Genomic DNA, 14,193 nt, shown 5'->3' with positions numbered 1-14,193 from the left:
GCCGCAAAGCGCGGCTCGATGCGCAGCTCGTAGGCCGCCTCGTCGCGGCTCGTGCGGATGCGCTTCCAGCGCGTCACCACGCCGTTGAAGGTAGCCGCGGCATGATCGACTGGCGTGGCCCAGGTGGTCGACGGCACTGCTGCGCGCTCGTCGATCTGCAGGCCCGCGCGCCGGCCAACGTAGTCGCTGCCGTCGATATCGAGCCGCGGCGACGTGACCGTCACACTGACCACGTAGTCCTTGCAGAAGCCGCCGCGCACCTTGAAGTCGAGCACATCGAGATCGTGTTCGTGAGCGCCGATCCACAGCCTGAGATACTGGGTCAGGCGTGCGCCCGGGTGAAGCAGCGCATCGGTAAAACGCTTTGCGGGGGTATTCATTCCGCGCATCCTCGTCCGGTTTAAAAGAGCGATGCGAAGCAGATTAATTCGCACGTTTCAAGGCGGACAAACCTACCGGGAACGACACGTAATATTGTCAATAATGGTCAATGTGCGCTGTCAGCCTTTGCAGCGCGCGGCCATGCCGGGCAAAGGCCATGCCCAATGCATGCTGCCAAATGGAGCGCCTGTTTTTCTGTAGTGAGATAGCGGCAAGCGCTCAAACCGAGCGCCTGGCATTCTGCTCAATGGGCGACGCGCATGAGCCATTAATCCCGGCCATGATCACCACCAACGTGCGAGCCTGTTCTCAACGTGGGGAGGTAGCCGCCCGGCAGTCGCTCTCGAGCATGAATCCCCTAAACGCGGGAGCACAACCTGTTCAAATTCCGAAGCACAAGAAGCGCTGCCGGACAACAGCGGCCCGCGCGCAGGATATCGATGGAATCCGGTACCCCACGACTGGCCAGCACCCCGAACAGTTGCGTGCCGTCTGGTTCGCCTACACGCCCGTACCCGCCTTCTGAGGCAGGCATCATTTCGGCGGAAATCTCTCGCGCACCTCTTCGGCATGCTGCAAGCCAGCGCGCTGCCCTGCTACGCTCGGCGCGCACCGCGACACGCAGCGGCTGGATGAATGCGAACACAGCGATGGGCACCACGACGAGTACCGCATCGACAATCCACCGTGTTCACGTCCCAACCTTCGTCGTCACGCGCGAAGCCGCCGCCGGGCATCCGCAAACATCTTGCGCAATTGATGCCGCTCCTCGTCGCTCAGACACTCGACGGCAGCCGGCATGCCCAGCACAACTTGCAGCGTGAGGTCGCCGCGCTTGCCGTGACGATCCGCAAGGCCCTGCCCGCGCAGCCGGATCGTGCTGCCCGGCTGGGCGTTCGGCGTAATCGCGAGTTGCAGCGGGTGGCCCAGCACCTGCGTCTCAAAAGGACCGCCCAGCGTCGCGGTGACGAAATCCACTTCGATCTCGCAGGCCAGATTCAGCCCGTCGCGCCGGAACGCGGAACCGCAGACGATCGCAACAGAAAAGATCGCATCGCCCGGCGCGCCACCGTTCACGCCCGGCTGGCCGCCGCCTTCCACCACGAGCCGCTGTCCATCCCACGCGCCTGCGGGCACCGGCACGGTCTGTGATTTGCGCTCGCTCGTCACGCCTGTGCCGGCGCACGCGGCACACAGGCGCCCGCCCAGCGGCCGGCCCGTTCCCGCGCACGCGGCGCAGCGCGCGCCGTGAGACGTCAGGCCGCTGCCGTCGCAAGCCGTACAGCCGAAGGCCGATGCGCGAGACCGACGGGACTGGCCACACTCACGGCACGAGACATTCACGGGATAGCTGGCCTCGACGGCGCCGCCGTGAATGGCCGCTTCAAGTGGCACGAAGAGTTCGACGAGGCAGTTCGCACCGCGCATCGGCGGTCCGTGGCGAAACTCGCGCGCGGCCGCGTGCGCTGCGGTTTCCTTGCTGCTGTCTTTGCCGCTGTCTCTGCCGCTGTCTCTGCCACTTTCTCTGCCGCGGTCTTCATTACCGCTGCCTTTGGCCGGGTCTTTGGCCGGCCTTGCTGCCGGGGCTCTCGCGGACGCGGGCGACGCCGGCGCCTCGCGCGTGCCCATCAGGATCTCGAACGCTTCCTGCACGCGCTTGAACACCGGCTCGACGGTCGACTCCCGCCCCTTGTTGCGGTCCGGATGGTACTTCGCCCGCAGCCGCCGGTATGCGCGTTTGATGTCCGCCGGCGACGCCGTGCCCGACAGCTCGAGCCGTCTGTAGTATTCGTCGAGGCTCACGCGTTTTCCCCGTCTGATTTTTCTGGAAGCGCAAGTCTATCAAGACAGGGATGCAACGGGCGGCGCAGTTCCCGCAGTTCCTATTGCCCCGCCGCCACGCCAGGCTGCACGCGCCGCGCCGCCGCCGAAGGCATCATGAGCACCGCGACCGCCAGCGAGATCAGGCACCCCGCCACGACTTCCTCCACACGCAGCCGTGCGAGCGGCACGATCTCGAAGCCGAGCGACCCATAGACCAGCCCCACGAGCACTGTGATGAAGAAGACGCCTCGCGCGTAGGCGTGGAAGATGTAATAGGCCCAGCCGAACACAGACAGCACCATGGCTGCCGCGAGCACGCCCGGCGTGTGCCGGAACGCGGTCACGACGAGTGCGCTCACAAGCGCCCCGGCAAGCGTTCCCGCGAGGCGCTGCATCACACGGCTGATGGTGTGCTCGCGCGATGTGGTGCCGAGGAACACCACGAACGTGCTGATGACCGCCCACATCCAGCGCTCTTCCGACAACCCGCTGCCAATCAGCATCGCCAGCGCCGCCGCAAGGGTCGCGGGTATGGCGGGTAGCCATGCGAGCGCGCGTCCGCGATGCGCGAGCGCGATGAGCGCGACGAGCACGGCCTCTTCGCGTCGCCATAGCGCACGCAGAACACAACGGCCACGCCGCGCCGAGCGATTGAAGCGCGCCACTGTACGCAGCATGCCGCGCGCTACGGCGCGCGTGGTCAGCGGCCACATGGACGACGCCCCACGCGGCTTCACGGGAATAAGGACGCGCGACACGAACGTCACGACGGCGGGCGCACAGGCCGACACAGCGAGCATCTCGACCACTGCGGCAGGCTGTGGATGCAGGTACAGCCCGAGGTAAAAAGCGACCAGCGCGAGCATGGCGCAGCCAATCGCGCGCGGCCCGCTGCGCTGGTACAGCATGCCCGCGAACACCACGAACAGAAGGCCGGCGGCACGCATGGCCGGTTGCGCGGCCACCGCCGCGGACGCCACAAAGCACGCGCAGGTCGAGGCATAGAGCCAGCCGAGCGAGACCATCCAGTTCGACCATCGCGCGTCACGCAGAAAGAGCGGCGCGATCATCGCGAACAGCACGCCAAGGGCGGCCACGGTAAGAGATTGATGGTGACGTAGCGCCCAGCCTGAGGCGAGCACGGCAGTGGCCAGGGTCGCAAGCGCCGAGCGTGCGGCATTGCGAAGACGCAGCAGCCCGGGGTCCGCGATCAGCGCGCGGTGATGCAGGACTTGAAACACGCGCGAGGAGCGCGCGCGGATTGAACAAGCAGCGGCAATCATCATGTTCGACGACGTTCATGCGGATCGGTCGCCCGGCTTGTGGCCGCGCGCCGATGGCCGGATTGGCGCCCGGCAGTGAGTCGGCACCGACGCGCGCTTGCGCCGGGATCTCCGGCTACACGCGCATTCGGCGAACGTTGAAACCGTGCCGCGCCGCGCGAACATCCCGGTGAGGACGCTGGCGCAGCCAGATGGAAGGCAGGGTTTTCCCGGATGATAACTGGACAAAATTGCGCGCAACGCTCCGGGCGCGCGTCGGGGCGCCGGGGCGTCGGCGCGTCTTGGTGATGGAAGCGGGTGTCAGCGCGGCTGGAACGCGATCACGGCCATCCCGGCCAGCGCCAGGGCGACGCCGGACCAATCCCAGGCTGTGGGCCGAATGCCTTCCACGGCCCAGAGCCAGACGAGCGCCACGGACACGTACACGCCGCCGTAGGCCGCATAGATCCGGCCCGCAGCGGCGGGATGCAGCGTCAACAGCCAGGCGAAGAGCGCCAGCGAGAGCGCAGCCGGCGCGAGCAGCCAGACGCTGCGTCCTTCGCGCAGCCACAGATAAGGCAGGTAGCAGCCGATGATTTCGGCCGCGGCAGTCGCAACGTAGAGAAGGAACGTTTTCATTCGGCAATCGGGGTGGCGAAGCGGCGGCTGCCGGAGACCCGCATGAGATTCGGGCGGCCGCGATCCGCCTGATCTACCGCGTCGTCGGTGCCGCTTTCGTGCGAGCGGAAAGTGCGCCGATGATACCGCCGCGAGCGAACGACGCCGGTTATCGCTGCATCAGCCGGTGATTTCCGCGCGCTCCTCCGACACCTCCGCCACCGCCTTCACCAAAGCCTCGCCAAGCCCCAGCCGATCACTGAGGTATGCCCCGAAATCGGCACGCACCTCGGGGTGGCGCAACGCGAACTCCACGGTCGCCTTCAGATAGCCGAGCTTGCTGCCGCAGTCGAAACGCGTGCCGTGATACTTGTACGCGAGCACCTGTTCGTCGGCGAGCAGCGACTGGATCGCATCCGTCAGTTGCAGTTCGCCGCCCGCACCCGGCTTGAGCGCACGCAGATGTTCGAAGATGCGCGGCTTGAGCACGTAACGCCCCACCACCCCCAGGTTCGACGGCGCCACGTCCGGCGCCGGCTTTTCCACGATGCCCGACATCTTGATGATCGAGTCTTCCCACTCCTTGCCGTCCACGATGCCATACGACTTCGTGTCTTCGGGCGGGATCTCTTCCACGCCGATCACCGAGCTGTGATAGTGGTCGAACACCTCGATCATCTGCTGCATGACGGGCGGCGTGCCGTACAGCAGGTCGTCCGCGAGGATCACGGCGAACGGGTTGTCGCCCACGAGCTTTTCGGCGCACAGCACCGCGTGACCCAGGCCCAGCGCTTCGGGCTGCCGCACGTAGAAGCAGTCGACGTGGCTCGGCTTGATGCTGCGCACGAGTTCGAGCAGCTTGTCCTTGCCGCGCGCCTCGAGTTCGGCCTCGATCTCGTAGGACTTGTCGAAGTGATCTTCGATGGCGCGCTTGCTGCGTCCGGTCACGAAGATCATTTCGGTGATGCCGGCGGCCATCGCCTCTTCCACCGCGTACTGGATCAGTGGCTTGTCCACGATGGGCAGCATTTCCTTCGGGCTCGCCTTGGTGGCGGGCAGAAAGCGCGTGCCGAGACCGGCCACGGGGAATACCGCCTTGGTTACTTTGAGCATGTGAACTCCGGAGTGAGGTGAATGCGCGGGGAAGCGGCGGAGGCTTGCGGAGTGCGGCTTCGTGGCGACGTGGTTCGCGTCAGGCTGCGGCGCGGATTCACGGCAGCTCAGGCGCCGAGCCCGATCGCAGCACGCAAGCCCGCGCCGAATGAATCGAGCAGCAGTTCCTGCGCATGACGCTCCAGCGTGTCGCGCAGCAGCGCCATCTCCTTGCCGGAAAACAGGCGCAGCGCGTCTGCACTCGCCACGAGCTGACGCGCGGCCTCGTGATCGAACGCGGCACCGAAGCCGTTCAGGCGCGCCTGTTGCGCCTCGGACAACGGCGTGCGCTCGCACAGGCCATCGGCGCCCGGACCATCGGCAGCGCCGATCAACGAGGTGAGCATGACGTCGGCGGCGGCGAGAAGCTGCACGTCGCACGCGACGTCACCGTGGGCGACAGCGGATCCCGCATGGCTCACGCGCCCGCCAAAACGTTCGACGAGGCGACGCAGCTTCGGCCGGTCGAGCGCGCGGACCTTCCCGTGCAGCGCAAGGTGCACACCCGGCACCTCGGCCAGCCGCTCCGCAGCGGCGAGCCATGGCGCCGGGTCGCCACCCGCGGCGGGATCGAGCGCCGCCGCCATCACCAGCGTCGCGGGCGCGAAGTTGAAGCGCTCGCGTGAGTGCCTGCGCTGCGCCAGAGCGAAGTGGCCGTGCCACGGGTCGGGCAGCACCACGATCTCGCGTTGACCAATGCGATGTCCGCGCAAGGCATCGTCGAACGCGATCAGCGTGGCGTCGGCCGCATTCAGCGACCTCACCGCTTGCCGCCCTAATGCGCCGCTCTTTCCCGATGCCTCCAGTTCTCGCGCTATCAGGTCCTCCGTGTTCTGCATCAATACGGAAACGCGCGAGCGTGCAAATCGTTGCTTGAGCGAAGAGGCGTGAACAGAAAATGCATCGAGATATTCGTCGGCGCCGGGGAAAATCAGTTGAGCTGTTTGATCATGCGTCACCGCTTCCGCGCATGCATTCAGCAACGCGTCCATGCGATCGGCATCCACCCGGCCCGCAGCCGCACCGCCGAAGTCGATTGGCGCCTGCACGATATGCACCTGCTGCCACGCTGACATATCGAGCCGGGTCAATTCCGCGCTTGCGAAATCCATACGCGTAATGACGAAAATCGGGTACATTGAACGTTTGCGGATGGCCGATATCGCACTGGCAAGCACCTCCAGGCGAAAGCCGCGCGCCACCGGCTCGATGATCAAAATGGGTGTGGTCACGTCGCGAGACGCTCTCATTGTCGTGTGTGCGAGACTCGATACCGGTTGTTACAGGCGCCCATGCTGATATTTGCACCTCTTTCTGGATACCGAATCACGCAATCAAAAGGCATTACGCACTATTTCTGTCTGCATACGATAAGCCAGCAGCATTGGCATATTCCGACAAAGGTTTGTCATTTACGACCGTCGTGAACAATGTCACGCGAAAGAATTGGCAACAATTTCAGTCGCGCCAAATGCAGCAAGCCACTCTCCAAAACCAGTATGACGCGGGCACATAAGCCGCGACCCGGATGACCGTCCGAGGGCCTTCGGCCCGGTACGCTCGCGTTGCGTCCGTCGTGCATGGCACGACCTCGTGCAGCCGCACGCGCGTTGGGGCGAACGGCTGCTAACGTCACACGCGATTCAAGCCCCATTTATGCACAATGACGAAAAAGCAAACGTTTCAACCGAAGACTATTGCCGGTTTGGCATAGCCACATGCGCGATATGCGCTTCAATTCAGCATTAATAATTCGCTTATCTGACCGTGGACGATATCCGACAAATTATTGGCGAAATCGGCCAGTAAATTACGCTTGAGATAAACGCCAGGTAGCATCGAGCGACCAATTAATCCGCCTCAATGCCAGTCGGAGTGGACCACCTATCTTTCGGGGAAGTCAGATGGAGTGCATTGTCAACGTCCAGGTCAATCGTGCAGCACCGGCGAGCGTCATGCCTGAAACGCGCATCACAAAACGTATTGGCATCGCGTTGTTCAACGGCTTTGCCCTTCCTGGTGCCGCCACGATCGTGGAAGTCTTCCAGGCTGCGAACGACTTCACCAGTTCGCAGCGCGGCGGCACGCGCTATGAGGTGTGCCTGCTCTCGGCATCGGGCGGCCGCATCGCAAGCTCGTCTTCCGTGTTCGTCTGGACCGAGAGTGTGGAGGCGCATCGCCTCACCGACCCGTTTCATACGCTCTTCATCGTGGGCGGCGTGGGCGTGAGTCACGCGCTGCGCGACGAGCGGCTCATCACGTGGCTGCGCCGCGCGTATCCGCGCAGCGAATCCATCGTGCCTATCGGCGAAGGCCGGTTGCTGCTCGAAGCAGCGGGTATCGCGCAGACGGCAGGCAACGACTCGCACGGCGAGCGCATGGGCGAACTCACGCGCAATGCACCCGGCAACCGCATCTTGTCCGAGTGCGTGAATCCATTGCGCAGGGCGCTTGCTGTCGTGCAGGAAGACCACGGTTCGGATGTGGCGCGGCAGATCGGCAACTGGGTGGCGCCGCCCGCCGAAACGCAGTTCACGGCCATCGTGCGCAAGAACGCGTCCATCTGCATCAGCGAACAGATTCAGGCTTCAGCACGCTGGATCGAGGCGAACGGCGACCGCCAGGTCTCCATAGACGACGCCGCGCAGGTGGCCGCCATGAGCGAGCGCAATTTCCTGCGGCGCTTCAAGATGGAAATGGGCGTAACGCCTTCCGAATACCTGCTCTACGTGCGCCTCGACATGAGCTGTCGCCTGCTTACCGAAACGAATCTACCCGTCGACAAGATCGCACGTCGGTGCGGCATTGGCAGCGGCGGACGTCTCTCGAAGCTGTTCCGCAAACACCTCGGTTCGACGCCGACCGAATATCGCGCAACAAGGCGGCCCGCGGTCAAGACCATGTAGCTGCGCCGCGCACATAGTCCGCTCAGCATGACGTGAAACGACAGAGGGGGTCGCGCGACCGGAGCCGCGGCGCGCAGGTCACGTCATGCAGCTTGCGTATGCGTCTGATGTAACGCGTGAGGTTTGGCCCCGTTTGCGCCCGCCTGTTGTATCGGCGGGTTCTTTTTTGGGGCGAATTCGCGGGGGCGCTACCGGAACACAAGCGCATGCTCGCGCGCCCAGGGTGCGTGGCCTGGACGGACGAGCAAGCGTTGGCTGGGAGATTAACGAAGAAAGCAGAGAACAGCGGAAGGAGCGGAGCCAGCAAGAACCGCCGAGGCGACCGGAGCGCCCGCGCTCCCGCCGCTCAGCCCAATTCAATAAGCATTCCGATGCATGAAGCCCTTGGCGATGGTCGCGAAGACGATGCGCATGTCGAGCGCGAAGGACCAGTTGCGCAGGTAGTAGAGATCGTGTTCGACCCGGCCCTGCATCTTCTCGAGCTGGTCGGTCTCGCCGCGATAGCCGTTTACCTGAGCCCAGCCGGTGATGCCGGGTTTGATGCGATAGCGATGGATATAGCCATCGACGATCTTCCGGTACAGCTCATCGTGCTCGATGGCATGCGGCCGCGGCCCCACTACCGACATATCGCCCAGCAGCACGTTGAAGAACTGCGGCAGTTCGTCGAGGCTCGTGCGTCGCAGAAACGCGCCCACACGCGTGATGCGCGAGTCGTTGCGCGTAGCCTGCCGCACCACACCGGGTTCTTCGCGATGCATGCGCATGGAGCGGAACTTGTAGATGCGAAAAACGCGTCCGTCCGCACCCTTGCGGAACTGCGTAAAGAGCACGGGCCCCGGCGACGAGAGCTTCACGGCAATGGCGATCGCGAGCAGCAGCGGCGAGAGTGCGACGAGCGCAACGGCGGCGAAGCAGCGGTCGAACAGCTCCTTCTTCAGCTTCGCGTGAAGCGGCAGCGGCGAGGCCATCAGGTTGATGGCGGGCACGCCGATCAGCTCGATCATGCTGCTGTCGAACAGCGTCATGTCGCTCACGTCCGGGATGAAGCGGATGTTCACGAGGTCGTCGCGAAACTCGTTCACGACGCGCGCGATCATGCGCTCCTCGGACAACGGCAGCGCGAGCCACACTTCCTGCACACGCTCAGCGCGCACGTACTGCACGAACGCGTCGAGGTTAGCGAAGGCAGGCAGCGTAGCGTGCCCGGCCGCGTTGCCGGCGTCGCGCAGATCGAAGCGTGCGCATGCACGAAAACCGCTCGCCGCCGACACCTCGATGTTGCGCAGCACCTGATCGGACCGCCCGCCAAACCCGACCACTGCGACGCGCCGCAAATTCAGTCCCGCGTTGCGCAGTCGGGCGAGCACGAGGTGCGAGGCCACCCGCGAAGCGACCAACGCAACGCCCGTCATGGCGGTCCAGTACGCGAACCACAGCCGCGAGATCAGTACGCTCTGGTGCAGAACGAACATGAGCGCCACGCCACAGGCCTGCACCACGAGCCACGCGAGCAGCAACTGGCCCGCATGGTGCAGCGCCGAACGGCCTCGCCACGATTCGTAGATGTCGAAGGCCGGCAGCACAGCGAGCGCAAACGCTGCGGCAAACGCGATGAAGGCAGCGGGAGAATGCGCGTCTGCGAGTTCCTCGAAGCGGATACGCGACGCGAGCGCGCCGCCGCCCACGATCAGCGCGACATCCACTGCACGCGCGAACACTCCCTGGAATCCGGCCATGTCTGCTTTCTCCGTTGCGAGGATGCGTAGCTCAATTCGAAGCGAGGTCGTGCAGGCGAGGAAGACAACGACCGGACACAAGCGATAAATCGGTTAGCGGATCCATTACCGAATTTGATTTGTCATTTCCATTTTTCGATCAGGCATTCGGCTTGACTTTCAAGATGCCATTTCCAATATCGGAAATAGCTGCAAAAAATCGCCGCGTGAATAGCACTCCACCGCGACCATATTCGGGTGCGAAATCACGCGCGTGCTCACGCTAAAACGGCAAGCCGCTCCCCTCGCCGCCTACACGATCGATAGACCCAACGGCCTTGAAAGACGGGCCTCACAGCGAAACGCTGCGAGCGCATCGCGCTCGCCCGGCTTGATGCGACCCATGGCTAGAAGGATATGGCAAGCCAAATGTCGAATTCCGTCACGCTCGTGATGGATTCCGCCAAGTTGCTGCACGCGCACATAAAGCCGATTCAGGTGAGCATCGGCGCGGCGCAAGAAAAGGAAATGCCAGATTGGGAAAAGCGGGAGAAATGCGAAAAAAACCGTGGGAAAAAACGCGGAAAAAAACGCAATGTTCAGGCTCGTTGCGGCGCGCAACGCGCCACAACGCCGCCGTCAGACCGGGTTTCCGCTATCGCCGGACGGTGCACCGGCCTCCGGCGCCGTGCCGCCATCGGGAGACGCCGGGGTTGTGTCGTCATGGGTTGCATCGTGAGGTGCGTCTTCCGCCGCCGGGCGCATGCCATACGCATTCATGAGCCGGTACAGCGTGATGCGCGACACGCCAAGCGCTTCGGCCGCTTCGCCCACCCGGTTTCGCCGCCGCAACAGCGCGGCTTCGATGGCGCGCTTTTCAGCAGCCTCACGCACCTGGGCGAGCGTCATTGGCCCCTCGTCGGCAGGACGCAGTTCAAGGTCGTGAGCGGAAATGAGCCGATGCTCCGCCAGCACGATGGCACGACGCACCCGATTGATGAGTTCGCGCACGTTGCCAGGCCAGCCGTACGAGCGCATCGCCTCGATGGCGTCGGGCGTGAAGCCGCGAATGCGCCGCGTGCTGTCCGAGCGGAACTTCGCCAGCATGTGATTCGCGAGCAGTTCGATGTCGGCGCCGCGCTCGCGCAGCGGCGGCTCGTCGATGCGCAGCACGCACAGGCGGTGAAACAGGTCTTCGCGAAAGCGCCCTTCACGCACCGCGCCTTCAAGGTCGACGTGCGTGGCCGAGATCACGCGCACATTCACCGCCACGGATTGCAGGCCGCCCAGCCGTTCGATCTTGCCCTCCTGGAGAAAGCGCAGCAGGCTTGCCTGCGCCTCGATAGGCATGTCGCCGATTTCGTCGAGAAAGAGCGTGCCGCCTTCGGCCGCCTCCACGCGGCCGGTCTTGCGCTGCGTCGCGCCCGTGAACGCGCCCGCCTCGTAACCGAAGAGTTCGGACTGCAGCAGGTGATGCGGAATGGCTCCGCAATTCAGCGCGACGAATGGCGCGCCGCGGCGCGGCGAGTGTTCGTGGATAGCGCGCGCCGTCAGCTCCTTGCCCGTGCCCGATTCGCCGGAGATGAACACGGGCGCATGGCTCGCTGCGATCTTGCGGATGGTGCGAAAGAGCTGCCTCATCGCATCGCATTCGCCGATCATCGCGTCATGACTCGCCCCTTCGGCAGTCTGCAGCTGGGCGCCCAGCGCGCCCATGCCGAGCGCATGCCCCAGCCGCTCGGCGAAGCGGTCCCACGGAATGGGCAGCGTGACGTAGTCGAAACAATATTGGCTGATGAGACGGCGCACGGTGGGATCGGCGAGCTGTTTGGTCTTTGCGGTGGCAACCCAGCCGAGCGGCGAGGTCTTCAGGCAAGCTTCGAGTTCCGCGAAGTCGCGTGGTGCGAAGCCGGACAGGTCGATGAAGCCTGCGGTGCTCGCGCCGCACGCCGCCTTTTCCGCGCGAGCGGGCGTACGCGCGGCCACGACTTCCCAGCCGGCCTCGCGCAGGTAGGCCATCAACGATTCGTCATGCTGACGGGCCACGTAGACGAGCCGCCGCACGTGAGCGTCCGCGCGCGCGTCGTCGCCGGCCACTTCCGCCGCATGCGTCTGAAGCGTATCGGTCTTCCCTTTGGGCACCTTCTGCACGTTCTTGTCCGATGAAAATGGTGTCGCTGGATGCGGCGCGGCCTGTCGTTCATCATAGGCGTCCGCGCGGCGCGGCCAAAATCCCGCAGCATGCAGTGTGGCGATTTCGGGCCGCGTGCTGTATCGGTCGTGGCCGTAATCGGTGTAGGACTTGTGGACCCGGCGTAGGAATTTTCCGATTTCGTGGCGCTCGCGGCATACGCCGTCAGCGGATCGTATTCGGCAGGGTGCCGTTCTGCGGCGCCGGCTGGCCGCTGCCACCGGTCGCGTCCACGCTGAGCGGAAGATGGACCTCGACGTGCGTCCCCTTTCCCGGCGACGTGTCGATGCGCAACGTGCCGCCCACCAGATACGCGCGCTCGCGCAGCCCCACGAGGCCGAACGAAGTGGGTTTGCGCGTGCTGCCCGGGTCGAAGCCAACGCCGTCGTCGCGAATGGTGAGGGCGAGCGTGCCGTCGCGATAACGCAGGTCCACTTCGGCGTGCGAAGCCTGCGCGTGCCGCGCGATGTTCGCAAGCGACTCCTGAACGATGCGAAACACGGCCGTTGCATAGGGTTCGGCCAGCGCGAGGTCGGCCGGCTCGATATGCAGTGTGCAACCCATCCGGTAACGCTTTTCGAAGTTCTCCACGAGCCATTGCGTGGCCGCGGTGAACCCGAGATCGTCGAGCATCAACGGACGCAGGTCGGCGGCAATGCGCCGCGTGGACCCCACGGCGTCGGTGAGCAAACCATGCATGCCCGCAATCTTGCGCGCGAGCGCCGCGTCGTCCTGAGGCACGCGCTCCATAAGCCACTCCAGATCGATTCGCAAGGTGGCAAGCGTCTGCGCGAGTTCGTCGTGCAGTTCGCGCGCAATGCGCCGCTGCTCCGCTTCGCGCGCCGACGCGCTGATGGCCGACATCTCGCGCAACTCCTCACGCGACGCGGCAAGGTCACGCTGTGCGCGCTGGCGCTCTTCCACCTCGCGCCGCAGTTCGTCGTTGGATGCGGTAAGTTCCGCCGTGCGCGCCATGACGCGCTGTTCGAGCTGCTCGTTGGCTTCGTTCAACTCGTCGGTCTTCTCCTGTACGAGGCGGTGCTTGAAGCGCTCGCCTTCCAGCGCCCGCACCGTTTTCGCGTACAGCTTGCCGTTCTCGAACAGCAGCGCGAACAGCACGACGGTCGAAGCGAGAGAGCCATATACGCGCCCCGCGTAGAAACCCAGGTCGAAGCGACCGTGATTGAGTACCGCGGACACCGCGATATCGCATAGCCACGCAACGAGCACGATCATCACGCAAAGATCGAGCACCGAGCGCGGCGTGCGGCGCCACACCGCCACGAGCGCGGCCACGTTCAGCGCCCAGACCGTGCCCACCACGACGAATATGCTCGACGCCATGGTCGAGCCGCGCATGATGCGCGGCAGCGCGTCGTGCCACGTGGTCGCAAGAAGGATGAAGGCAGCTGCGCCCACCGCCACGCCGACAACGCACAACACAACCGGTATGGCGGCACCGCGCGCCGACGCGGGGCGCGAGCCGCCCTCGCCGCGGCTCGATGCATAGCCCATCACCGCGACGGGAAACACGCCGTGCCAGAACATATAGAGCCAGGCGGTGGTCTGGTCGTGCGCGCCGAGCAGTCCCGACGGCGCGAACAGCCCGGGAAAGCTCAGCATGTGCGCGCACGCGATCAGGCTGGAAAACAGATAGCCGCCCGCAAGGAGCAGCAACGAACGGGAACGCAGAATCGAAAACTGGCTGAGCAGCAGCCAGGCCGTGACCAGGTCGATGACGATGATCGCGGTTTCGTAGACGGGAATGAAGGCCCAGACCGCAGGCAACTGCACGCGCGCAAACGGCGCAAGCGCGGCCAGCATCGCCACGGAGGCAACCATCATGACCGCCGCAAGCCGGCGCTGGCGCCGGTCGGGCGGCAGCGTCGACAGGAACAGATGCGATACGTCCGTGAGCGCCCTCAATTCGCCTCCCCCGATGGCCTGACCCGATCGCATGCAATGGCCCACCTACCGTTCGCGAATCGGAAACTTATTCTCGCACATGAAAAACCTGCCGTAACTACCGGGTTTTTGTGGGTTTTCGGGGCCTGCTTTCGCAGGCATAACCCTATGCGCCAGGCATCGTCGTCACGCTTTGTCGCGCGACCTAGAGCCCAGACAGCGGGCGTTTGCCGCGT

10 protein-coding genes are annotated in these 14,193 nt (G+C 64.6%); 1 reads left to right on the top strand and 9 read right to left on the bottom strand.

The annotated features are described in order from the left end of the window. The 6 genes from PKKP23_RS22040 to PKKP23_RS22015 form a co-directional block, all read right to left on the bottom strand. Positions 1-380: contractile injection system protein, VgrG/Pvc8 family (locus tag PKKP23_RS22040; protein WP_240659093.1), on the bottom strand; the 380-nt coding region annotated here is incomplete at its 3' end. A 712-nt stretch (positions 381-1,092) separates the two neighbouring features. Then, positions 1,093-2,184, bottom strand: a complete 1,092-nt coding sequence (locus PKKP23_RS22035; protein WP_126878420.1) for a DnaJ C-terminal domain-containing protein — start codon at positions 2,182-2,184, stop codon at positions 1,093-1,095. 80 nt (positions 2,185-2,264) lie between these two features. After that, positions 2,265-3,446, bottom strand: a complete 1,182-nt coding sequence (locus PKKP23_RS22030) for an FUSC family protein (protein ID WP_240659092.1) — start codon at positions 3,444-3,446, stop codon at positions 2,265-2,267. Between the two features lie 342 nt (positions 3,447-3,788). Continuing rightward, a complete protein-coding gene (locus PKKP23_RS22025; protein WP_017776365.1) occupies positions 3,789-4,106 on the bottom strand; it encodes a YnfA family protein in 318 nt (105 codons plus the stop codon). Between the two features lie 159 nt (positions 4,107-4,265). Next, on the bottom strand, positions 4,266-5,198 hold the full coding sequence (galU, locus tag PKKP23_RS22020) for a UTP--glucose-1-phosphate uridylyltransferase GalU (protein ID WP_126878418.1): 933 nt from the start codon (positions 5,196-5,198) through the stop codon (positions 4,266-4,268). Positions 5,199-5,305: 107 nt separating this feature from the next. Further along, the gene (locus PKKP23_RS22015; RefSeq protein ID WP_126878417.1) at positions 5,306-6,469 is read right to left on the bottom strand and encodes a hypothetical protein; all 1,164 of its coding nucleotides are present in this window, start codon (positions 6,467-6,469) and stop codon (positions 5,306-5,308) included. 672 nt (positions 6,470-7,141) lie between these two features. Between PKKP23_RS22015 and PKKP23_RS22010 the strand changes: the two genes are divergently transcribed. Then, complete coding sequence (locus tag PKKP23_RS22010) at positions 7,142-8,143, top strand: GlxA family transcriptional regulator (protein ID WP_017776362.1); 1,002 nt, start codon at positions 7,142-7,144, stop codon at positions 8,141-8,143. 356 nt (positions 8,144-8,499) lie between these two features. Here the strand turns inward: PKKP23_RS22010 and PKKP23_RS22005 are convergent, their stop codons facing one another. The 3 genes from PKKP23_RS22005 to PKKP23_RS21995 all read right to left on the bottom strand — a co-directional run bounded on the left by PKKP23_RS22005 (position 8,500) and on the right by PKKP23_RS21995 (position 14,011). Continuing rightward, positions 8,500-9,882, bottom strand: coding sequence for an undecaprenyl-phosphate glucose phosphotransferase (locus PKKP23_RS22005; RefSeq protein WP_126878416.1), 1,383 nt, complete (start codon positions 9,880-9,882; stop codon positions 8,500-8,502). 618 nt (positions 9,883-10,500) lie between these two features. After that, positions 10,501-12,003 carry a sigma-54 dependent transcriptional regulator gene (locus PKKP23_RS22000; RefSeq protein ID WP_420873244.1) on the bottom strand — a complete coding sequence of 501 codons (1,503 nt, stop codon included), beginning with the start codon at positions 12,001-12,003 and terminating at the stop codon, positions 10,501-10,503. Positions 12,004-12,217: 214 nt separating this feature from the next. Further along, positions 12,218-14,011 carry a sensor histidine kinase gene (locus PKKP23_RS21995; protein ID WP_126878415.1) on the bottom strand — a complete coding sequence of 598 codons (1,794 nt, stop codon included), beginning with the start codon at positions 14,009-14,011 and terminating at the stop codon, positions 12,218-12,220. Between the last annotated feature and the right edge of the window lie 182 nt (positions 14,012-14,193).

This window comes from Paraburkholderia kururiensis JCM 10599 = LMG 19447, from assembly GCF_003986935.1.
Taxonomy (GTDB): domain Bacteria; phylum Pseudomonadota; class Gammaproteobacteria; order Burkholderiales; family Burkholderiaceae; genus Paraburkholderia; species Paraburkholderia kururiensis.
The sequence above is the reverse complement of the archived record's forward strand: the minus strand, read 5'-3'. Positions and strand labels throughout refer to the sequence as shown.